Raw genomic sequence first — 21,560 nt, forward strand, 5'->3', positions numbered from 1 at the left:
GCGAGCGTGTCTAGTGCTCTGGACTCGACGGCTTTTGGGTGGACGGCGCTGCGCCGCTTGTCGGCCCGTGCCACCATTTCCGGAACGTGACAGAGTTTGATGGACCTGATTTCGACAACCGAGCAGCTCGCCAACGCCTGCACCCGCCTCGCCAGCCACCCCGTCATCACGGTCGATACCGAATTTCTGCGCGAGACCACCTATTATCCCCTGCTCTGCGTCGTGCAGATGGCGAGCGCGGATGACGCGGTCGTTGTCGATACGCTGGCGCCCGGGATCGACCTGAAGCCGTTCTTCGACCTGATGGCGAACGAGAGGGTCCTGAAAGTCTTCCACGCCGCCCGGCAGGACATCGAAATCGTCTGGCATCGCGCCGGAATCGTGCCGCACCCGATCTTCGACACACAAGTCGCCGCCATGGTGCTCGGCTATGGCGACAGCATCGCCTACGACCAGCTCGTCGAGCGCATCACCGGCCACCGCCCGGACAAGACCCATCGTTTCACCGATTGGTCGCGCCGCCCGCTGACCGACGAACAACTGCACTATGCCGTTTCCGACGTCACCCATCTGCGCGATGTTTTCGCCGCGCTCGATGCCGACCTCAAGAAGCGCGACCGCAGCGATTGGGTCAGCGAGGAGATGGAAGTTCTGACCTCGCCGAAAACCTACGACTTCCATCCCGAAAGCGCCTGGGAGCGGCTGAAGACCCGCGTGCGCAAACCGAAAGAGCTTGCGGTGCTGATGGAGGTCGCGGCTTGGCGCGAGCAGGAAGCGCAGACCCGCGACGTGCCGCGCTCGCGCGTGCTCAAGGACGACGCGCTCGGCGACATCGCCACCCATGCGCCCACCTCGCTGGAGCGGCTCGCCAATCTACGCTCGCTGCCGAAAGGCTTCGACCGCTCGAAATGGGGCTCCGAAATCGTCGCCGCGGTCCAGCGCGGTCTGGCGCGTGACCCGCAGACGCTGCCCAAGATCGACAAGCCGCGCAACAATTCCAACGGCGGCGCGATCGTCGAGCTGCTGAAGGTGTTGCTGCGCATGACCTCGGAGCGCCATGCGGTGGCCGCCAAGGTGATCGCGACGGTCGACGATCTCGAACAGATCGCCGGCGACGACAAAGCCGATGTCGGTGCTCTGCGCGGCTGGCGCCGCGAATTGTTCGGCGATGCCGCGCTGGCGCTGAAGCACGGCCGGCTCGCGCTCGCGATAGAGAAAGGCCGCGTGATCCACGTCGACCGCGACTGAGCGCTACCGCCGCACGATACTGCCCGTACGGCCGACCATGCGGCCGAGCTGCTTGAAGCGGCTGCCGACACGGTCGGCGACGAGATCGACAAGCCTGTGCTCGAACACCAGCATCAGCTTGCGTTCGCTGGTTCGGAAATGCGTCGCCGGCAGCACGCCCGGCCGCGCCGCGCTGATCAGATGCGCGACCCGAAAAGCAGCGCCCAGCAGGCGCGCACGCTCGTCCATCGCCTGCGTCACCAGTTCGCGAACCGGGCCCGGCGGCTCGTTCTGTTCACTGAACCCCGCGTAGCGATAGAACACCGAGAGCGCCATGAAGGCGCGCTCCTGATGCGTCACGTCACCGAAATTGCCGTTGGTGATCAGCGCCAGCGTCTGCTCGCCGCGATGGTCGGGATGCACCCGCCAGCCGATGTCCGACATCAGGCAGGCGGCATGCCGCAGTCGGCGATCGGATCCAGCCTCGCGAACCTTCGCAACCCGAAACAGCCGATCGGTCCATTCGATCAGTTCTTCGGCGTGGCGCGCCGAACGCGACAACAACAGGTTGAGGTTCTGAGCGGCGGAGATCAGGCCGTCCTTGGCGCGTTCCGCGGGCGGCAGTTGTTCGTAGAGCAGCCCCTCACGAACGCCGTAGGTCGAAAACACGATGGTCTTCGGTTTGGCGGCCTCGATCACATATTCGAGCACGAGCGCCGCATAAGCCAACAGCGGCCGCCGCGCATCGGCCACCAGATCGAGGTCGGCGAGTTGATTGGTCGATGCCAGCACGCGCAGGCGCTTGGCGAACTGCAGCGCCTCCGCCGCCGGAAGCGAATAGCCATGCATCACCTTGAGCGAGTAGCCGCTCTGGGCGATGTGGATTCGGGCGAGCGCGCGCCAAGTCCCACCGACCGCGTAGAACGTGCGCCCCCGCGCCGCCTTGAGCGGAAGAGCCCCCGCGAGTGCTTCCTTGGCGATGCGTTCGGCGCGCTTGAGCGATTTCTGTGAGGCGTCCTGCAGCGCCAGACTGCCGAGCGGCAGCGTCACGCCCTTGCGGACCAGGTTGCCGCGAACATCGACCAGTTCCAGCGAACCGCCGCCGAGATCGCCGACGATGCCGTTCGGCTTGTGCACGCCGGAAATCACGCCGAGCGCCGACAGTTTGGCCTCGCGCGGTCCCGACAGGATTTCGATCGTGACGCCGCAGATCCGCTCGGCGGCGGCGATGAATTCGGGACCGTTGCTGGCGTCGCGGCACGCCGCGGTCGCGATCGCAAGGACCCGCCCTACCCTCATCACACGGATCAGCGCGCGGAACCGGCGTAGCGCGGTCAGCGCCTTGTCGACGGCATCGGTCGCCAGCAGACCCGTGCTCTGTACTTCGCGCCCGAGCCCGCACAGTGCCTTTTCGTTGAAAACCGTGACCAGGCTGCGCGCCAGCGACTCGTAGACCACGAGACGCACGGAATTCGAGCCGATATCGATCACCGCGACGCTGGTTTCGCGCCTGCGCGCCCGCTTCCTCACCGCGCGAATTCCTTAAGAGGACTGATGGCGCTCCGAACGGCGCGTGAGGCGTCGCGGCGAAGATTCCTTGAGCGACTTTCCACGGCCGGACAGACTCGGATTGGTCATGAAGTAGTTGTGCACATTGAAGGGCTCCTCGCCCTTCGCCGCCTTCATACGCGTCGACGACCCATCCGGCAACAACTGCCAGCTCTGCTCGGTATCCTTCAGGTTCGCGACCATGATCTGCTCCAGCACCTGCTGGTGCACGGTCGGATTCTGCAGCGGGCACAGAATCTCGACACGGCGGTCGAGATTGCGCGGCATCATGTCGGCCGAGGAGATGTAGACCGCTGCTTTGGCGCTCGGCAGGCCGTACCCGTTGCCGAAGCAGTAGACACGGCCGTGCTCGAGGAACCGACCGATGATCGATTTGACACGGATATTCTCGGACAGGCCCGGCACGCCGGGCCGCAGGCAGCAAATCCCGCGGACCACCAGTTCGACCGCGACACCGGCGCGCGACGCCTCGTAAAGCGCGTCGATGATATCCGGATCGACCAGCGAATTCATCTTCAACCAGATCGCCGCTGGTTTGCCGTGGCGGGCGAAGGCGATCTCGCCGTGGATGTGCTCGAGCATGCGCTTGCGCAGCGTCAGCGGCGACACCGCCATCTTCTCGATGTCGCTCGGCTCGGCGTAGCCGGTGATGTAATTGAACACCCGCGCCGCATCGCGGCCGATGATCGGATCGGAGGTGAAGTACGACAAGTCGGTATAAATACGAGCGGTGACCGGGTGATAATTCCCGGTGCCGGTGTGGACATAAGTGGTCAGGGTGTTGCCTTCACGGCGCACCACCAGCGACAGCTTGGCGTGGGTCTTGAGTTGCAGGAAGCCGTAGACCACCTGCACGCCGGCGCGCTCGAGATCGCGCGCCCAGCGGATATTGGCTTCCTCGTCGAAGCGCGCCTTCAGTTCGACCAGCGCCGTCACCGACTTGCCGGCTTCGGCGGCTTCCGCCAGCGCGCGCACGATCGGCGAATTGTTGGACGTCCGATACAGCGTCTGCTTGATCGCAACGACGTCCGGATCGCGGGTCGCCTGTTGCAGAAACTGCACCACCACGTCGAACGACTCGTAGGGATGATGGACGATCAGATCCTTCTTGCGGATCGCCGCGAAGATGTCGCCGCCATGGTCGCGCACGCGCTCCGGATGGCGCGGAACGTAAGGCGGAAATTCGAGGTCGGAACGATCCACCCGCGTCAGTTGCGACAGCTCGTTCATCGCCAGGACGCCGTCGACCAGCAGCACCTCGTCGTCCGCGGTCGTCAGCGCCCGCTGAACGAACGCGCGCAATTCTTCAGGCATCGTGGAGTCGACTTCGAGCCGAATCACCGACCCGCGGCGCCGCCGCTTCAGCGCGGTCTCGAACAGCCGGACAAGATCCTCGGCCTCTTCCTCGATTTCCAGTTCGCTGTCGCGGATCACCCTGAACGAGCCCTGCCCCTTGACGACGTATCCAGGAAACAGCCGGCCGATGAACAGCGACGTCGCCTGTTCCAGCGTCATCAACCGGACGGAATGGTCCTTGCCGTTCGGCGGAAGCCGGATGAAACGGTCGATTTTCCCCGGCATACGGATCAGCGCGTTCATCGACTTGCCGTCCGACACGCGCGCGAGCTGCAGGCCGATGGTGAAGCCGAGGCTGGGGATGAAGGGGAACGGATGCGCCGGGTCGATCGCGAGCGGCGTCAGCAACGGAAAAATGTTGTGGAGGAAATGGTCCTCGATCCAGGCGCGCTGGGACTTGGTGGCATCGCGTCCGTCGAGCAGCACGATCCCCGCCTCGGCCAGAATCCCGCGCAGGTCGCGCCAGATCGCCTGCTGATCGGTCGCAAGACGGGAGACCGCCTCGTTGATCAGCACCAGTTGCTCGGCCGGCGTCAGCCCGTCGGGGCTGCGCTCGGTGATGCCTTCGCGGACCTGCGCCTTGATGCCGGCGACGCGGACCATGAAGAATTCATCAAGGTTGTTGGCCGAAATCGACAGAAACCGGACGCGTTCGAGCACCGGATGCGAGGGATTGACCGCCTCTTCGAGCACCCGCCGATTGAAATGCAGCCAGGACAGTTCACGATTGATGAAGCGCTCAGGGCCGGCGGCGACCACTGAAGCCGGCTCGGCTTCACCTTTTTTTTCTTCAATGACAATGACTTGCTCGGAGTCCATGTGCAGTCGGTCCAGTGCGGTGCGGGTCGTCGTGCCGGAAGCGGCGGTGCGGCGAGACAATGCTGCACGCACAAGACGTTTCCATGACATTGAGAGACTTGGCGCGGACGCCGTCAAGCCGAGCCGGCAGGCCCGGATGCCGCAGGCGGTTCAGTCGTCCCGCAGCACGTCCGCCGCCAAGGCACGAGTGACCGGTCGGCGCAGCCGCAGTGCCTCGGCGTCGAGCCGCTCCACAGTCAGGCGCGCTGCGGCGAACGACCGATCGATCCTGTTGGCGAGATAGCCGACCAGATTGGCGTCGATGCTCATCTGGCGATCCGCACAGAATTTGACGATCAGCGCCCGAAACAGCGCATCGTCGGGCGGCAACAGCGTCACCACCGGCACCGCTCGCAGCCGGGATCGCAGATCGCGCAACTCGGCCGGAAACGCAGATGGCGCCAGCCGCGCGGTGATCAGGACATAGGCCTCGTCCTCGCGCGCCAGATTGATCAGATGAAACAGCGCGCGCTCGTCGAAATTGCCAGGCGTCAAGTCTTCCACCACCAGCGCACCGGTGGCGAGTTCGCCAGGGACGTTCGCGGTGGTCAGCGCCTGGGCCGAGGTCGATCGCGCCCCGGCCAGTTCGGCCCAGATCGACGCCAGGTGGCTCTTGCCGCTGCCTTCCGGTCCGACCAGCAGCATGATCCGGTTCGGCCAGTCGGGCCAGCTCTCGATCAGTTTGAGCGCCGAGGAATTGGCCGTGCCTTCGAGGAAGTCCTCGCGAGACAGGCTCTCGGCATGCGGCAGGTCCAGAGCCAGTTGACGGGGTTGTACGCGGACTGCCACGGGGTCGCTCCAGGCCGGCCCGCTCCGCGCGGCCGGCAGACGCGCTTCAGCGGTCAGGCTCGATCGTGCTCATATGCCGCGTCCACTCGACGAGATAGAAGGAGACGGAAAGCAACGTCAAGACCGTGACCAGGATCATCAGGATCAAATCGTAGGGCGCCGGCTGAAAGCCAAAGCCGAGCGCGCCGAGCACGAGTGCCGCAAAACCAACCTGCGCCACTGTGTTGAGCTTTGAGACCATCAGCGGCTTCATCGGCACCGGCTTGCCGAACAGCCAGGAAATGATCACCGCGCCGACGATCATGATGTCGCGCGACACCACGAGGATCACCAGCCAGCGCGGGATCGCCCCCCAGATGCCGAGCGACACGTAGATCGAGACCAACAGCGCCTTGTCGGCCAGCGGATCGAGCAGCGCCCCGAGTTCGCTGCTCATATTGAAGCGCTTGGCGAGAAAGCCGTCGATCGCGTCGCTGACGCCGGCGATCACAAAGACCGCGAACGCGACTGCCATTTCGTTCGATGCAATGGCCCAGACAATGACCGGCACCAGCAGGATCCGGCCCAGTGTAATAATATTCGGAATGCTCACGCGACGTTCCCGGCTTCCAGCCCAGATCCGGCGAAACCATTGAACTTTCGACGGCGGGAAGGGCTGGTTGTCTACATAGTACATGCTGGGTCCCCTTGCGAGCCATTGCACGCCGGCGGAATCCGACGTAACCACCCCAAAACCATTGGTCGGGCGCGGACAAGCGGGACTTAGGTCTAGCGCGACCGACCGGGGGTTCATCGGCGGCGGCTCGATGCCGGGCGGCAATCGTTGCCGCACAGCGCCTTTTTTCTTGCGGGAGCCGGCCATGACCGAGCGGAAGCACGGCCTCACCTATGCCGATTCCGGCGTCGATATCGACGCGGGCAATCGTCTCGTCGACCTGATCAAGCCGATGGTGCGGGCGACTGCCCGCGCCGGCGCCGATTCCGAAATCGGCGGCTTCGGCGGACTGTTCGACTTGAAGGCCGCGGGCTTCAAGGACCCGGTGCTGGTGGCGGCGACCGACGGCGTCGGCACCAAGATCAAGGTGGCGATCGAGGCCGGGCTTCACGCCGGCATCGGCATCGACTTGGTGGCGATGTCGGTCAACGATCTCGTGGTGCAGGGCGCCGAGCCGCTGTTCTTTCTCGACTATTTCGCGTGCGGCAAACTCGATCCCGAAGCCGTGGCCGAAATCGTCGCAGGCGTCGCCGAAGGCTGCCGCGAGTCGGGCTGCGCGCTGATCGGCGGCGAGACCGCGGAGATGCCCGGCCTCTACAAGGACGGCGACTACGATCTGGCCGGCTTCGCGGTCGGCGCCGCAGAACGCGGCACATTGCTGCCGTCGCCGGACATCGCCGCGGGCGATGCGGTGATCGGGCTCGCCTCCTCCGGCGTGCATTCCAACGGCTTTTCGCTGGTCCGCAAGATCGTCGAAAAGTCCGGCCTGCCCTACGACGCGAAGGCGCCGTTCTCGCCGGTGATGACGCTCGGCGGCGCGCTGCTGACGCCGACGCGGCTCTATGTGAAATCCTGCCTGCACGCGATCCGCGCGACCGGCGCCATCAAGGGGCTGGCGCATATCACCGGTGGCGGCTTCACCGACAACATCCCGCGCGTGCTGCCCAAGCATCTCGGCGTCGGCATCGATCTGCCGCGGCTGCCGGTTCTGCCGGTGTTCAAATGGCTCGCCGAGCAAGGCGACATCGCTGAACTGGAATTGCTGCGTACCTTCAACTGCGGCATCGGCATGATCGCGATCGTCAGGGCGGATGCGGTCGACGCGGTCACCGAGGCGCTGACCGGCGCCGGCGACAGCGTGCATCTGCTCGGCGAAGTGATCGCGGCGAAGGGCGAGCACCGCGTCGTCTACGACGGTCACCTCGATCTCTCCTGGTGATCACGTGAGCAAGCGTCGCGTCGCCATCCTGATTTCCGGGCGCGGGTCGAACATGGCCGCGCTGATCGAAGCCGCGGCCGAAGACGGCTTTCCCGCCGAAATCGCCGTCGTGATCGCCAACACCGCGAGCGCCGGTGGGCTGGCGATCGCGCAACGCAGCGGCATCGAAGCGCTGGTGATCGAAAGCAAACCGTTCGGCAAGGATCGCGCCGGCTTCGAGGCGGTGCTGCAGGCGGCGCTCGACGCGCGCGGCATCGAATTGATCTGCCTCGGCGGCTTCATGCGGCTGTTCACGGCGGACTTCGTGAATCACTGGTACGGCCGGATGCTCAACATCCATCCGTCGCTGCTGCCGTCGTTTCCGGGCCTCGATCCGCACGGCCAGGCCCTGCGCGCCGGCGTGAAGATCTCCGGCGCCACCGTGCATTTCGTGATCGCGGAGACCGACGCCGGCCCGATCGTCATTCAGGGCGCCGTGCCGGTGCACGACGACGACACCGCCGACACGCTGGCGGACCGCGTGCTGGCGATCGAGCACCGGATCTACCCGAGAGCCTTGCAAATGGTCGCATCCGGCCAAACGCGGTTCGAGGGCGATCTCTGCAGATCGACCTCGATCGACGCGAATGATCAGACGCTGATCGTGCCCGCAGCAAGCTGATCGCCGCTCGCGGCCACGCCCCCCGGCCTTCAGCCGGTGCAGGCGAGACCCGACGAACGAACCGGCTCAGGTGATTTTCAGGTTCTCCGCCGAGGTCTTGCCGCGGTTTTCGACCAGCTCGTATTCGATCGCCTGGTTTTCATTCAGGGTGCTGAGCCCGGCGCGCTCGACCGCCGAGATGTGGACGAAGACGTCCTTGTCGCCGCTGGTGGGGCGGATGAAGCCATAACCCTTGGTGGGGTTGAACCACTTGACGGTGCCCTTTTGCATCGCCTGTCTCCTGTCTAGACACAAAAAAGACGCGGCTCGCTATCTGCGTGCCACGCCACAAACGGCGATCCCGTCGCCCTGCCTGCTTCCAAGCCTTGCTTCCAGGCCCTGATCTTCAAGCCCTGATCTTCAAGCCTCGACTGCAAAGTGCTGATTTTCGAGTCGCGAAACATAAAGCCGAACGGCCCACATCCGATTGCGGGTCAATTGCAACATGATTTTTCCCGGTTAGCAAGCCTCGCGGGTGGCGCACAAATAAGCGCCGCATAGTTGCGCCGCGTAGTTCGCCGGTCCGACCGGCCCGCTCACCGTCGCCTTCAGGCCGGTTCCGAACCGGGTTCCGGACGAGGCGCGGATACGCGTGCCTGGGAGATCCGTCCCTCACTGCGCCGCCCATCCGGTCCTTTCACGGCATGCGACAATTTTGAACACCCCGCGCGATGTTCATGCGCGCCGCACTTGACTACTGTTGCGGTTGAATCGGCCGCGGCTGGTTCCCTTCGCAACCTGACAATCGCCCCGCGTGCGAGGAGTTGATCCTGATCGTGCCCAGCCACATCAACGATAACGAATGCCCTTCGACGGTGAAGAACCGCGTTCTGGCGCAACTCTCACCCGACGATTTTCAGGCCCTCAAGCCGATGCTGCGGCCGATCGAGTTCAAGGGACGCGCCGTGCTGCAGGAGGCGAACCGGCCGGTGGAGTGCATCCACTTCATCGAGGACGGCCTCGTTTCTCACGTTTCCGGAAGCCGCACCGACTATGTCGAGACCGCAATGGTCGGCGTGTTCGGATATGTCGGGGTCCCATTGGTGCTCGGCACGTCGGTGGCGTCGCAGCGCTCGATCGTTTCCATGCCGGGAACCGCACTGCGGATCGAGGCCGAGGATCTGTCGCGCGTGCTGGCGAGCCGGCCGCAAATCCGCGAGCAATTGCTACGCTATGTTCCGGCATTGATCGCCCAGAACAGCCAGAGCGTGCTCTGCGCCGCCCGCCACGAGATCAACCAGCGCCTGGCGCGATGGTTGCTGCTGGCCAACGACCGCATTCAGAGCGACGTGCTCTACATCACCCATGAGTTGCTGGCCGCAAGCCTTGGCGTCCGCCGCGCCAGCATCACCAACGCGCTGCTGCAATTCGAAGCCGAAGGCATCGTGCAGAAGACCCGCGGTGCGGTGCGCGTGATCGATCGGCCGGGGCTCGAGAACCGCGCCTGCGATTGCTACCACATCGTCCGCGACGCTTATGCGTGGACGCAGGTCACACACGACGGCCACCATCATGCCGGCTGCTCACATGGGCACGACGGCGACGTGATCGCCGGCACGGCCTGAGGCCTTCGCCCACGCCGCGGGGCATTCTTTCGGACATGACGATCAGCGCGCAATCACCAGCGCGTCATCCCCGGACGACAGCCAAACGCTGGCTGCTGGATGTCGCTCTTGAAACGAGCGACATCGCCCCACGGGGGCCCGGTCGAGGACTTTTCGTCCAGCCCACGCCCCCTCCCTATCCTGTGTCACCGCGGCCGCCCGATCAGCGGCGTGCGGTTTCATCTCGTCGATTGTTCAGCCGACGATTTCGTTGCCGGCGAAGAACTGCGCGATCTCGATAGCGGCGGTCTCCGGCGCATCCGAACCGTGCACCGAGTTCTCGCCGATCGACTTGGCGTGCAGCTTGCGAATGGTGCCATCCGCCGCCTTCGACGGATCGGTCGCGCCCATCACGTCGCGGTACTTCGCGATCGCGCCCTCGCCTTCCAGCACCTGGACGACGACCGGACCCGAGGTCATGAAGTCGACCAGCTCGCCGAAGAACGGGCGTTCCTTGTGGACCGCATAGAAGGTCTCGGCCTGGCCGCGGGTCATGTGAATCCGCTTCTGCGCCACGATGCGCAGGCCGGCCTTTTCGATCAGAGCATTGATCGCGCCGGTGATGTTGCGCTCGGTCGCATCGGGCTTGAGGATCGAGAAAGTCCGTTGAACAGCCATGTAAATGTCCTTGAAACGCTTGGGGCGGGAGAGTTGCGCGCTTATATCGGCGCCGCCGCGGCACGGCAAGCCGCGCCGTCGGGCGATCGCAGCGGTCCGCCCCCGGCGTTGCGCCGACCTCGATCACAATCCGGCCGATCGTGGTTGCCTTTAGCTGCGGTCCCGGTCAAAACCCGCTCATGCTCACTTTGTCCGACATTTCGGTCCGGATCGCCGGACGGCTGCTGATCGACCAGAGCACGGTGCAGATCGCGCCGGGCGCCCGCGTCGGCTTCATCGGCCGCAACGGCGCCGGCAAGTCGACGCTGTTTCACGCCATCCGCGGCGACCTCGCGACCGAGACCGGGCGCATCACCATGCCGCCGCGCTGGCGGGTCGGCAGCCTCGCCCAGGAGGCGCCCAACGGCCCGGAGACCCTGCTCGAAGTCGTGCTCAAGGCGGACCTGGAGCGGGATGCCCTGCTGCAGGAGGCGGAGACCGCGCACGATCCGCATCGCATCGCCGACATCCAGACCCGGCTGGTCGATATCGACGCGCATTCGGCGCCGGCGCGCGCCGCCGCCATTCTCAGCGGTCTGGGTTTTTCCGCTGCGGACCAGGCCCGCTCGTGCTCGGAATTCTCCGGCGGCTGGCGGATGCGGGTGGCACTCGCGGCGACGCTGTTCGCCGCGCCGGATCTGCTGCTGCTCGACGAGCCGACCAACTATCTCGACCTCGAAGGCACGCTGTGGCTCGAGGATCACCTCGCCAACTATCCGCGCACGGTGATCGTGATCAGCCACGACCGCGATCTGCTCGACACCTCGGTGAACGAGATCCTGCACCTCGATCGCGGCCGGCTGGTGCACTTCCGGGGCACCTACTCGGCCTATGCCGAGTTCCGCGCCAACAAGGAAGCGCTCGACGCCAAGAACGCCAAGCGCGAGGAAGCGCGGCGCAAGCACCTGCAGGAGTTCGTCGACCGCTTCAAGGCCAAGGCCTCGAAGGCGCGCCAGGCGCAATCCCGCGTCAAGATGCTGGAAAAAATGAAGCCGGTGACGCGGCTGGTGAGCGACGACGTGCCCGACATCGTCTTCCCGCCGCCGGAGAAGACGCTGTCACCGCCGATCATCGCCGCCGACAACGTCTCGATCGGCTACGATCCGAAGCACCCGGTGCTGCGCCACGTCACGCTGCGCGTGGACACCGAAGACCGCATCGCTCTGCTGGGCGCCAACGGCAACGGCAAGTCGACGCTGGTGAAGCTGTTGGCCGACCGGCTGACGCCGTTCTCCGGCACCGTGACGCGCGCCGACAAGCTGTCGGTCGCTTACTTCGCCCAGCACCAGCTCGACGAGTTGAATGAAGACGGCTCGCCCTACGACCACATCCGCAGGCTGATGCCGGACGCACCCGAGAGCAAGATCCGCGCCCGCGCCGGCCAGATCGGGTTTTCCGGCAAGGCCGCGGACACGCTGGTCAAGAGCCTGTCGGGCGGCGAGAAGGCGCGGCTGCTGCTCGGCCTCGCGACCTTCTACGGCCCGAACATGATCATCCTCGACGAGCCGACCAACCATCTCGACATCGACAGCCGCGCCGCGTTGGCCGAGGCCATCAACGACTTTCCCGGCGCGGTCATCATGGTGTCGCACGATCGTTACCTGATCGACGCCTGCGCCGATCAGTTGTGGGTGGTTGCCGATCACAAGGTGAAACCCTACGACGGCGACCTCGACGACTATCGTCGGGCGGTGTTGTCGTCACGCGGCGCGCGCAGCGGATCGCGCGAGCCCAGGGAGCGAGGCTCAGACGGCACCGGGGCTAAGCCGCCGCGCCAGAAGTCGGAAAAACGCGTTCCACTGAAGCAGCAGATCGCCGACGCCGAGGTCGAGATCGAGCGGATCACCGCGATTATCGCCAAGATCGATGCGGCGCTTGCGCTGCCGGACCTGTACACGCGCGATCCAAAACAGGCCGCGCAGCTCTCGACCGCACGCGCGAAGGCCGAAGCAGCGTTGCAGAAGGCCGAGGAACAATGGCTGAACGCGAGCTCGGCGATGGACGAAGCGCAGGGCTGAGGGGGCGGAAGCGCAGCCGCTACGACCTGCTCCGCTTCTTCGCCGCCCGCGGTTGCGGGGCCGGTTCGGCGACGCGTTCGATCGAGGTCAGCCGCCCTGCCGTGAAGGTGTAGATTCCGGCGCGCGGACCACGCGCGTAGGTCAGCAGCACGACGCGCTGACCGCGCTCGTTGGTCGAGAGGTTGACGCTGTCGGGCGCACCGGCGCCACGGGCGACGTCGCATTCGGTGTGGCCGAGCGCCACCGTACCGCTACTCGTCATGGCCGGGGCAGCAGGGTCACCGCCCTGCGCATTGGCGTCGGCCGCGCCCGGCTGCGCCATGCCCGGACACATGCCGTCGGCGGAGATCAGGTCTTCCGCTGTGACCGGTTTGTCGGGCGTCAGCGGCGGCGTCTCGATCGAGATGTTCTTGATGAACACCCGGCCCGGCCGCGCGAACCAGTCGGCGTCACGCGACAGCAGATCGGAAGTGCCGGAACATCCGGCGAGAAGCGGCATGGCCAGCACGAGAGTCAGCACGACTGGGCGGCAAGAGAACTTGTGTTGCACGATCGATTGGGTCCCATCCCGCAGCATAAGCATCTGTCCAAACATCGATTTACGGCGCCACAATGGCCGCCTCGGCATTGCCCGCAGGATGCCAGAATATCATTAACGTCGCGACCGGCTATTCGCGCTTCTGCCATCGGCCGGCAGCGTCGGCTTGCCAGTAAGTCACCTCGAAGCCACGCGACCTGCTCTGCTTCCACATATCGCGCGCCATGCCCACCGCGTCGTCATCGTCGCCGTCGAACAGCAACACCATCCGTTCGTAGCCCTCCGCGTCGGGAGGCAAAGCTGCGTTGTCGAGCAAGAAGCGTACCGTGGCGGCGTTCGGATTGCTCTCCTCGGCCGTCAACACGATCGGCTGCTGCGCGGCATCGGCGACACGCCAGGTGGCGTGCGGCAGAAACGAATCGTCGCGATAGGTCCACAGATGCGCGTCGAGCGTGTCGGCGCGTTCCTCCGAGCCGGTCTGCACCACCACTCGCCAGCCGCGCGCCAGCGACTTCTCGAGCAGCGGCGGCAGCACCTGTTCGATCGTCCGTCCTTGCAGGTGATAGAAGAGGACTTCCGTCATCGCATCGGATTACTTCTTGGTTTCGTAGTACTCCGCAACGAGCGCGTTCAGCAGCCGAACGCCGTAGCCCGAACCCCAGCTGTGGTTGATGTCGGTCTTCGGCGCGCCCATCGCGGTGCCGGCAATATCGAGATGCGCCCACGGCGTGTCGCCCACGAAACGCTGCAGGAACTGGGCCGCGGTGATCGAGCCGCCATTGCGCGAACCGGTGTTCTTCATGTCGGCGAATTGCGAGTCGATCTGCTTGTCGTATTCCGGACCGAGCGGCATCCGCCACACCTTCTCGCCGGTCGAAACACCGACCGCGGTCAGCCGTTCGGCGAGTTCGTCGTTGTTCGAGAACAGGCCGGCGTGATCGGTGCCGAGCGCGACCATGATCGCGCCGGTCAGCGTGGCGAGATCGACCATGAATTTCGGCTTGTGCTTCTGCGCCACGTACCAGAGCACGTCGGCGAGCACGAGACGGCCCTCGGCATCGGTGTTGATGATCTCGATGGTCTGGCCCGACATCGACGTCACGATATCGCCCGGGCGCTGCGCGTTGCCGTCCGGCATGTTCTCCACCAGACCGATCGCGCCGATCACATTGACCTTGGCCTTGCGCGCGGCGAGCGCGTGCATCAGGCCGACGACGCAGGCGGCGCCGCCCATGTCGCCCTTCATGTCTTCCATGCTGGCCGACGGCTTGATCGAGATGCCGCCGGTGTCGAAGCACACGCCCTTGCCGACGAAGGCGACCGGCTGTTCGCCGCGCTTGCCGCCGTTCCAGCGCATGATCACGGTGCGGCCGGGATGCGCCGAGCCCTGCGACACGCCAAGCAGCGCGCCCATCTTGAGCTGCGTCATCGCCTTGACGTCGAGGATCTGGATGTCGACGCCGAGCTTTTTCAGTTGCGCGGCGCGCTTGGCGAATTCTTCCGGATACAGCACGTTCGGCGGCTCGTTGACGAGTTCGCGCGCCATGATCACACCGTCGACGACGGCGCTGTCGGGCGCGAATGCCTTCTTTGCCGCGGCGGCGTCCGCCACAGCGATCGACACGTTGGCGTTCAGCGCATTCGTGTCATCGTCCTTCTTCTTGGTCTTGTAGCGATCGAACTTGTAGGCCCGCAGCAGGATGCCGGAGGCGATCGCCGCGGCCTGCTCGGGCTTCATCGCGCCGCCCGGCAGTTCGGCGATCACCGTGACCGCAGCATCGCCGGCGCCGATCTTGCCGGCGATCGCGCCGCCGAGCTTGAGGACGTCGTAGTCCTTGAGCGCAGCCGCCTTGCCCGTGCCGATCACGACCAGCCGCCCGACCTTGAGACCCTCGGGCGCGAGCAGATCGAGCGCGGAGCCCGACTTGCCCTTGAACTGGCTCGCCGCCACAGCCCGTTTGACCGTGCTGACCGCCACCCCCAGCGCCTTGCTGGTGGCCGAGCCGAATTTCAGCGCGTCGTCGCAGAACACGACCAGCGTACCGCGCGCGGCAGCAGAAAACGGGACGAAGCCGACCTTGACGGCGTCGGGCATGGCTATTCCTCCAAATAGGGGCTGTCGGGCAGTGACGGAATCCGGCAGGCACGGGTGCGACTTGTTGTTTTGGTGCCCAGCGTCCCCAAGTCAAGCCGGCATCTGGAGCGGCGCATCGTTACCCCGTTGAAACGATCGACGATTCGTCCCCGGCCGGTCTGCCGGGTTCCAGCTTGCGCGCACGCGACCGGTGCAGGAGCACCACCCGCGAGATCCAATGCGTGGCAAGCGGGGTACAGTTGAACAGGATTAACCATATCCGGAAGCCGCCGCCGGTCAGCCATTTTGTTGACAGATCAGACAGATGGTAATGCGATCGTGGGACGGCCCGTGAGATTGCCCCCTGGGGAGGATTCAGATCGAATCCTGGTGGCGATCGATCCGGGCGCAGGGGAATTCACCGGCCGATGGGCTCCATCGATAGCTATATTTTCCGCACGACTCTCACGTCGTTCGCGGTGGTCATGGCCAGCCTCACCGGCGTGATCTGGATCACCCAGGCTTTGCGTGGCATCGACTTGATGACCAGCCAGGGCCAGACCATCGTGACGTTTCTCGGCCTGACCGGCCTCGCCGTCCCCGTGCTGATCCTGGTGATCGCCCCGATCGCGTTGATGATCGCGGTGGCGCATACGCTGAACCGGCTCGCGACCGACTCCGAAATCATCGTGATGAACGCCGCCGGCCTGTCGCCGCTGCGACTGTTCCGGCCGTTCGTCTATGCCACGATCGTCGTCGCGGGTCTCGTCACCCTGATCGGCTCCTATATCGCGCCGGACGGGTTGCGTCGCATCGCCCGGTGGGACAGCGAAATCACCGCCGATGTCCTCGCCAATGTGCTGCAGCCCGGCCGCTTCGCGCAGCTCGAGCAGAACCTGACCATCCGCGTCCGCGAGCGGCAGCCCGGCGGGCTTCTCGTCGGCGTTTTCATCGATGACCGCCGCGACCCGAACGATCGTGTCAGCATCATCGCCGACCACGGCACGGTGCTGAAGAACAAGGACGGCTCCTTCCTCGTGCTCGAGGATGGCCATCTCGAACGTTTCCAGGGCGGCAAGCAGGAGCCGGCGCTGGTCGCCTTCAGCCGCTATGCGTTCGATATGTCGAAATTCTCCCGGGCCCGCGACGTCGCCTACGGGATCCGCGAGCATTATCTCTGGGAATTGATCTGGCCGGATCCGAAAGATCCGCTGCTGGTTCAATTGCCGACGCAGTTCCGCTCGGAGATGCACGACCGCCTGCTGGCGCCGATTTATCCGTTCTTCTTCGCGGCAGTGACATTCGCATTTCTGGGAATGCCAAGAACCACGCGCCAGAGTCGGAATTTCTCGATGGTCGGCGCGGTTCTGTGCGCGTTCGTCGTCCGGCTCGCGGGATTCGCGCTGTCCGTGGTCGCCAACCACACGCCTTATATTGCCGGCCTGCAATATCTGTTGCTCGCCGTCGCGATCGCCGTGAGCGTCTGGCTGATCCGGCGCAACGTGGTGATCGAACCGCCCGCACTGCTCGTCGACGCGTTCAACGCCCTCACCGCTTCGCTCAGCCGGCTGGTCCGGCGGCCGATGCCGGCGTGATGCGGTGCCCGCCATGGTGTTGAACACGCTCGGACGCTATTTCGCCGCCCGTTTCGTCACGTCGGCTCTCGGCGTGTTTTTCGGCCTGTTCGTGCTGCTGGTGTTCGTCGATTACATCGATCTGTTGCGCCGCGCCGGCGGCCTTGCCGTCTCTGCCTTCGTGATCGCCCAGGCGTCGTTTTTCCGGGTGCCGCAATTGCTCGAACGGTTGCTGCCGTTCTGCATCCTGATCGGCGCCATGACCTGCTACCTCGCCCTGTCGCGCCGGCTCGAACTGGTGATCGCGCGCGCCGCCGGCATGTCGGCGTGGCAGTTCATCGCTCCGGCGCTGTGGAGCGCGCTCGCGCTGGGCGTGTTCGCCAGCGCGGTCTTCAATCCGATGTCGGCCTACATGCAGGAACGCGCCAAGCAGATGGAGGCCGAATTGTTCGGCCAGGGCTCGGGCAGCCTGCAGGATGCCAACGGCTTCTGGATGAATCAGGTCAGCCCCGAGGGACAGTCGATCATCAACGCGGCGCGGAGCCAGCAGCAGGGAGCGGTGCTGACCGGAATCAGCGTGTTCCGGTTCGAGCCCGATTTCCAGTTCAAGGACCGAATCGAAGCCCGCGAGGCGGTGCTCGAGCCCGGCTACTGGCTGCTGAAAGACGTTCGAAAATTCACCCTCGATTCCGCACCCGAGGAGCAGGAGAGCCTCCGGCTGCCGACGGCGTTGACGCTGGCGCAGGTCCGGAACAGCTTTGCCACGCCCGAAAGTGTGTCATTTTGGCAACTTCCGGCCTACATCAGGGCCTCGGAGAGTTCCGGATTCGCGACGGCGGGGTACCGCTTGCAGTATCACAAGCTGCTGGCAAAGCCGTTTTTGCTGGCCGCGATGGTGATGCTAGCTGCTTCTGTCAGCTTGCGATTCTTCCGTTTCGGCGGCGTGCAAAAGATGGTTTTGAGTGGCGTGGGGGCAGGCTTTCTGCTCTATATCCTGTCGAAAGTGACTGAGGATTTGAGCAAGGCTGAATTGATGCATCCGCTTGCTGCGGCGTGGTTGCCCGTGTGTGTGGGCGGCCTCGCTGGTTTTTTGGCCTTGCTGTACCAGGAGGACGGGTAGTGGCCATGATCGCCGCCCTCCGAGACGAGCTGCCTGCCTTGCCGCGGCGCACCATCGTGCGCAGTAAGCGCTCCCTCATGGCCAGTTGCGCGATTCCATTGGCCGCCCTGCTGCTGGCGGGCGCCGTCGATCTTGCGTCGATCTCGTCGGCGGAGGCGCAGAGCTACACCTATAATCCGCGCCCGGTACGGCCGCGTCCGCCCCAGACGGGGACGGACGGGCAGATGCTCGTCCAGGCGACCGAGGTCAATTACGACTACAACAACCAGCGGGTATCGGCCGTCGGCAACGTCCAGATGTTCTTCAACGGCACCACCGTCGAAGCCGATCGGCTGGTGTACGACCAGAACACCAAGCGTCTGCGCGCCGAAGGCAACGTCCGCATGACGGACGCGACCGGCAAGATCACCTACGCCAACATGCTCGATCTGAGCGACGACTACCGGGACGGGTTCGTCGATTCGCTGCGCGTCGACACCGCCGAAGACACCCGCATCGCGGCGTCGCGCGCCGATCGCACCGATGGCGATTACAACGTGTTTCAGAACGGCGTCTACACCGCCTGCGCGCCCTGCAAGGATGATCCGAAAAAGCCCCCGCTGTGGCAGGTCAAGGGCGCGCGGATCATCCACGACCAGACCGACAAGATGCTGTATTTCGAGAACGCCCAACTCGAATTCTTCGGCGTTCCGCTGGCCTATCTGCCGTACTTCTCGACACCCGATCCGACGGTGAAGCGCAAGACCGGCTTCCTGATGCCGTTCTATACGAGCAACACCAATTTCGGCGTGGGCTTCGAAGTTCCGTTCTATTGGGCGCTCGCACCGGATTACGACATCACCCTGACGCCGCGGATCACGACCAAGCAGGGCGTGCTGATGCAGACCGAGTTCCGCCAGCGTTTGCTGGACGGCGCTTATCAGATCCGCGCTTACGGCATCAGCCAGACCGATCCCGCGGCCTTCGGCACCAATCCGGGCAACCGCACGTTGCGCGGCGCCGTCGATACCAAAGGCGAGTTTGCGCTGAACGACAAATGGGTGTTCGGCTGGGAAGGCGTGCTGCTGTCCGACCGCGCGTTCTTCCTCGACTATCGGCTGGCACAATATCGCGACAGCTGGGGCACCTTCCTCAATCAGACCACGGAAGCGACCTCGCAGATTTATCTGACCGGCGTCGGTAACCGCTCCTATTTCGATCTGCGGGCGATCCACTATCTCGGTTGGGCGGCCGCCGACATTCAGGGCCAGATTCCGGTCATCCACCCGGTGCTCGACTATTCGAAGACGCTCGATCGCAACATCTTCGGCGGCGAGGTCAGCTTCAGGACCAACCTCACCAGCCTGAGCCGCCAGACCGCGCAGTTCGACCCGATCACCACGATCGCCAATACGACGGGGCTGTGCGCAAATGGCGCAATTGCAGCGATGTCGGCGGATACACTTCAGGGGTTGCCGTCGAGCTGCCTGCTGCGCGGCATTCCCGGCACCTACACCCGGGCAACCGCCGAGGCGCAATGGCGCCGGTCGTTCACCGACCCCTACGGTCAGATCTGGACGCCGTTCGCGTCCGTCCGCATGGATGCGATCGATTCGTCGATCTCGAACCAGCCGGGCGTGTCGAACTATCTCCCTGTCGGCGACACCCAGGCGTTCCGGGTGATGCCGACGATCGGCCTCGAATATCGCTATCCGTTCATCAACGTGCAGCCGTGGGGCACCACGACGATCGAGCCGATCGCGCAGGTCATCGTTCGCCCGAATGAAACCTACGCCGGCAAGCTGCCGAACGAGGACGCGCAGAGCATGGTGTTCGACACCAGCAATCTGTTCAGCGTCGACAAGTTTTCCGGATACGACCGCGTCGAAGGCGGCGGCCGCGCCAATGTCGGCATTCAGGCGACCACACAATTCGATCGTGGCGGCGCGATCAACGTCCTGTTCGGCCAATCCTATCAGTTGTTCGGACAGAACTCCTACGCGGTGAGGGACATCACCAATACCGGCCTCGATTCCGGTCTCGCGACGGCCCGTTCCGACTATGTCGGCCGCGTCTCGTACTCGCCGAATTCGACCTACAAGTTCACCACCCGTGCGCGCCTCGACGAGGCGACGCTCGCCGTCAACCGCTTCGAGGCCGAAGCCAGCGCTTCGTTCAATCGCTGGTCCGTCAGCATGATCTACGGCAGCTACGCGGCGCAGCCGGACCTCGGGTTCCTGACACGACGTCAGGGGATCCTCACCACGGGTTCCGTCAAGGTAGCGTCGAACTGGGTCGTCTCGGGCGGCGCCCGGTGGGACCTTGAGGCAAACCGCATCAATCAGTACATTGTTGGTGCCGGCTATGTGGACGACTGTTTCGTGATGGCGGTGAACTATGTCACCGGCTATTCGTACGCCAATTACGGAACAACGCCGACGCTGAATCATTCGGTCATGCTGCAAATCGGGCTGCGGACCATCGGCATGAGCGCGATGCAACAGAGCGTATCGGGCGCGTCGAGCGGCGTTTTCAGCCAGTAGCGCCGACCACATTCGGGCAGCCCCCGTTTCTGATCAATCACATCGGCTGGGAGGCATATGCGACCCATGACGACCAAGGTTTCCTTTCGTATTTTCGCTCTGGCGCTGGCCTGCGCCGTCACCATGTGGGGCGGAATCGGACCCACGCGCGCGCAGTCCGTCGCCGTCATGGTCAATGGCGAGCCGATCACCAATTTCGACATCGAGCAGCGCTCCAAGCTCGACAGACTGTCGAACCAATCCCGCACGCGTCAGCAGATTCTCGACGAACTGATCGACGAGAAAGTCAAAATCAGGGAAGGCAAGAAGTTCGGCGTCAACCCGACCGATTCCGACATCGATTCGTCGTTCGCGAGCATGAGTTCGCGGATGCGGATGTCGCCGGATCAGATGGTGAAAATGCTCGCCGCTCAGGGCATCCGCCCGGGCACATTGAAGTCCAAGATCAAGGCCGAGATGGTCTGGACCAGCCTGGTGCGCGGCCGCTTCAAGGACAGCCTGCTGGTCGGCGAGAAGGATATCCAGGCGCAGCTCGCCGCAAAGGGCGGCGACGAAAAGGCCACGACCGAGAGCTTCGAGTATCGGATGCGACCGGTCGTGCTGATCGTGTCGCGCGGCTCCGGCGCGGGCGCGGTGGAAGCTCGGCGCAAGGAAGCCGAGTCGCTGCGCGGCCGCGTGCAGAGTTGCGCGGACGCCGATCGCATCTTCAAGGCACTGCCGAACGCGGCGATCCGCGGCACGGTCGTCAAGACGTCGGCCGACCTCCCGCCTGCGCTGCGCGAGATCCTGGACAAGACCCCGGTCGGCCAGATGACGGCGCCGGAAGCGACCAAGCAGGGGATCGAGATGGTGGCGCTGTGCTCGCGCAAGCCCACCACGGCCGACACGCCGATGAAGCGCGAAATCCGCGAAAAGATGTACGCGGAAAAATTTCAGGCCAAGTCGAAGGACTATTTGCGCGAGTCGCGCAATGCCGCGATGATCGAGTATCGCTAGGGCCGCGGACAGGCACCGCGCGAG

Annotated in this window: 18 protein-coding genes; 9 read left to right on the forward strand and 9 right to left on the reverse strand. The window is 64.6% G+C overall.

Annotated elements, in window-relative coordinates:
• The first annotated feature begins 99 nt into the window (after positions 1 to 99).
• Positions 100 to 1,248, forward strand: coding sequence for a ribonuclease D (gene rnd, locus SR870_RS07250; protein ID WP_322517329.1), 1,149 nt, complete (start codon positions 100 to 102; stop codon positions 1,246 to 1,248).
• 3 nt (positions 1,249 to 1,251) lie between these two features.
• Here rnd and ppx read toward each other — a convergent pair whose 3' ends face one another.
• The 4 genes from ppx to SR870_RS07270 all read right to left on the reverse strand — a co-directional run bounded on the left by ppx (position 1,252) and on the right by SR870_RS07270 (position 6,391).
• Positions 1,252 to 2,757, reverse strand: coding sequence for an exopolyphosphatase (ppx, locus tag SR870_RS07255; RefSeq protein WP_322517330.1), 1,506 nt, complete (start codon positions 2,755 to 2,757; stop codon positions 1,252 to 1,254).
• Between the two features lie 12 nt (positions 2,758 to 2,769).
• Positions 2,770 to 4,971 (reverse strand): RNA degradosome polyphosphate kinase, encoded by a 2,202-nt coding sequence (locus tag SR870_RS07260; protein WP_322517331.1) that lies wholly within the window; start codon positions 4,969 to 4,971, stop codon positions 2,770 to 2,772.
• Positions 4,972 to 5,121: 150 nt separating this feature from the next.
• Positions 5,122 to 5,799 carry a DnaA ATPase domain-containing protein gene (locus SR870_RS07265; RefSeq protein WP_322517332.1) on the reverse strand — a complete coding sequence of 226 codons (678 nt, stop codon included), beginning with the start codon at positions 5,797 to 5,799 and terminating at the stop codon, positions 5,122 to 5,124.
• Between the two features lie 46 nt (positions 5,800 to 5,845).
• Positions 5,846 to 6,391: a CDP-alcohol phosphatidyltransferase family protein gene (locus tag SR870_RS07270; protein WP_322518219.1), complete on the reverse strand. Its 546-nt coding sequence runs from the start codon at positions 6,389 to 6,391 to the stop codon at positions 5,846 to 5,848.
• 268 nt (positions 6,392 to 6,659) lie between these two features.
• Here SR870_RS07270 and purM point away from each other — a divergent pair, with 268 nt between their 5' ends.
• Positions 6,660 to 7,733, forward strand: coding sequence for a phosphoribosylformylglycinamidine cyclo-ligase (gene purM / locus SR870_RS07275; RefSeq protein WP_322517333.1), 1,074 nt, complete (start codon positions 6,660 to 6,662; stop codon positions 7,731 to 7,733).
• A gap of 4 nt (positions 7,734 to 7,737) precedes the next feature.
• Complete coding sequence (gene purN, locus SR870_RS07280) at positions 7,738 to 8,394, forward strand: phosphoribosylglycinamide formyltransferase (RefSeq protein ID WP_322517334.1); 657 nt, start codon at positions 7,738 to 7,740, stop codon at positions 8,392 to 8,394.
• Positions 8,395 to 8,460: 66 nt separating this feature from the next.
• Here purN and SR870_RS07285 read toward each other — a convergent pair whose 3' ends face one another.
• Positions 8,461 to 8,664 carry a cold-shock protein gene (locus SR870_RS07285; RefSeq protein ID WP_322517335.1) on the reverse strand — a complete coding sequence of 68 codons (204 nt, stop codon included), beginning with the start codon at positions 8,662 to 8,664 and terminating at the stop codon, positions 8,461 to 8,463.
• Between the two features lie 545 nt (positions 8,665 to 9,209).
• Between SR870_RS07285 and SR870_RS07290 the strand changes: the two genes are divergently transcribed.
• Positions 9,210 to 9,998 (forward strand): Crp/Fnr family transcriptional regulator, encoded by a 789-nt coding sequence (locus SR870_RS07290; protein WP_322517336.1) that lies wholly within the window; start codon positions 9,210 to 9,212, stop codon positions 9,996 to 9,998.
• Positions 9,999 to 10,232: 234 nt separating this feature from the next.
• Here SR870_RS07290 and ndk read toward each other — a convergent pair whose 3' ends face one another.
• On the reverse strand, positions 10,233 to 10,655 hold the full coding sequence (gene ndk, locus SR870_RS07295) for a nucleoside-diphosphate kinase (protein ID WP_011441375.1): 423 nt from the start codon (positions 10,653 to 10,655) through the stop codon (positions 10,233 to 10,235).
• 179 nt (positions 10,656 to 10,834) lie between these two features.
• Here ndk and SR870_RS07300 point away from each other — a divergent pair, with 179 nt between their 5' ends.
• Positions 10,835 to 12,712 (forward strand): ABC-F family ATP-binding cassette domain-containing protein, encoded by a 1,878-nt coding sequence (locus SR870_RS07300; RefSeq protein WP_322517337.1) that lies wholly within the window; start codon positions 10,835 to 10,837, stop codon positions 12,710 to 12,712.
• A gap of 19 nt (positions 12,713 to 12,731) precedes the next feature.
• Here the strand turns inward: SR870_RS07300 and SR870_RS07305 are convergent, their stop codons facing one another.
• The 3 genes from SR870_RS07305 to SR870_RS07315 form a co-directional block, all read right to left on the reverse strand.
• Positions 12,732 to 13,262, reverse strand: coding sequence for a hypothetical protein (locus SR870_RS07305; protein ID WP_416221134.1), 531 nt, complete (start codon positions 13,260 to 13,262; stop codon positions 12,732 to 12,734).
• 118 nt (positions 13,263 to 13,380) lie between these two features.
• Positions 13,381 to 13,833 (reverse strand): DNA polymerase III subunit chi, encoded by a 453-nt coding sequence (locus SR870_RS07310; protein WP_322517339.1) that lies wholly within the window; start codon positions 13,831 to 13,833, stop codon positions 13,381 to 13,383.
• 9 nt (positions 13,834 to 13,842) lie between these two features.
• Positions 13,843 to 15,345, reverse strand: a complete 1,503-nt coding sequence (locus SR870_RS07315) for a leucyl aminopeptidase (RefSeq protein WP_322517340.1) — start codon at positions 15,343 to 15,345, stop codon at positions 13,843 to 13,845.
• Between the two features lie 407 nt (positions 15,346 to 15,752).
• On the opposite strand from SR870_RS07315, the gene lptF reads away from it, so the two are divergent.
• The 4 genes from lptF (at position 15,753) to SR870_RS07335 (ending at position 21,536) form a co-directional block, all read left to right on the forward strand.
• Entirely contained in the window at positions 15,753 to 16,919 is a 1,167-nt protein-coding gene (lptF, locus tag SR870_RS07320) for an LPS export ABC transporter permease LptF (protein ID WP_322517341.1), read from the forward strand.
• A 13-nt stretch (positions 16,920 to 16,932) separates the two neighbouring features.
• Positions 16,933 to 18,018 carry an LPS export ABC transporter permease LptG gene (lptG, locus tag SR870_RS07325; RefSeq protein ID WP_322517342.1) on the forward strand — a complete coding sequence of 362 codons (1,086 nt, stop codon included), beginning with the start codon at positions 16,933 to 16,935 and terminating at the stop codon, positions 18,016 to 18,018.
• Between the two features lie 5 nt (positions 18,019 to 18,023).
• The gene (locus tag SR870_RS07330) at positions 18,024 to 20,540 is read left to right on the forward strand and encodes an LPS-assembly protein LptD (RefSeq protein ID WP_322518220.1); all 2,517 of its coding nucleotides are present in this window, start codon (positions 18,024 to 18,026) and stop codon (positions 20,538 to 20,540) included.
• A 66-nt stretch (positions 20,541 to 20,606) separates the two neighbouring features.
• Positions 20,607 to 21,536, forward strand: coding sequence for a peptidylprolyl isomerase (locus SR870_RS07335; protein WP_322517343.1), 930 nt, complete (start codon positions 20,607 to 20,609; stop codon positions 21,534 to 21,536).
• The last annotated feature ends 24 nt before the right edge of the window (positions 21,537 to 21,560 follow it).

The organism is Rhodopseudomonas palustris (assembly GCF_034479375.1).
Lineage (GTDB): Bacteria > Pseudomonadota > Alphaproteobacteria > Rhizobiales > Xanthobacteraceae > Rhodopseudomonas > Rhodopseudomonas palustris_M.